Source organism: Curtobacterium sp. LFS079, from assembly GCF_047977865.1.
In the GTDB taxonomy this organism is placed as follows: domain Bacteria; phylum Actinomycetota; class Actinomycetes; order Actinomycetales; family Micrococcaceae; genus Arthrobacter.
Window position 1 is genome coordinate 1 of sequence record NZ_JBFPFO010000034.1, and the last position, 532, is coordinate 532.

At 67.9% G+C, this 532-nt stretch carries 1 protein-coding gene; it reads left to right on the forward strand.

Annotation, left to right across the window (positions count from 1 at the left end):
• The coding region (locus ACNQPB_RS20085; RefSeq protein WP_498754184.1) for a GTP 3',8-cyclase MoaA family protein at window positions 1-532 on the forward strand (532 nt) is incomplete at both ends.

The following is a 532-nucleotide window of genomic DNA, read 5'->3' on the forward strand; positions in this document are numbered from 1 at the left end:
CTTCCTGGACAAAGTCCTCGCCGGCGTCGAAGCCGCCTGGGACGCCGGACTCGGACCGGTCAAGCTCAACGCCGTGCTGATGCGCGGAATCAACGACACCGAAGCCCCGCAGCTGCTGGCCTGGGCCCTGGAGCGCGGCTACGAACTGCGCTTCATCGAACAAATGCCCCTGGACGCCGACCACGGCTGGACCCGGCGGAACATGATCACCGCCGCCGAAATCCGCGAACTCCTCTCCCGCGACTTCATCCTCGCCCCCGACCCCCGCGACCGCGACGGCGCACCGGCCGAACGCTTCGAAGTACGACGCCGGGAACCCGCCACCACAGGGACAGACAATCCCGCCGACGCCGTCGAAGCCGTCGGCCCCGTGCTGGGCACCGTCGGGATCATCGCCTCCGTGACCGAACCGTTCTGCGCCGACTGCAAGCGCACCCGGATCACCGCCGAAGGCAAAATCATGAGCTGCCTGTTCTCACACGAGGAATTCGACCTGCTCGGCCTGCTCCGCCAAGGCGCCGGGGACGAGGAA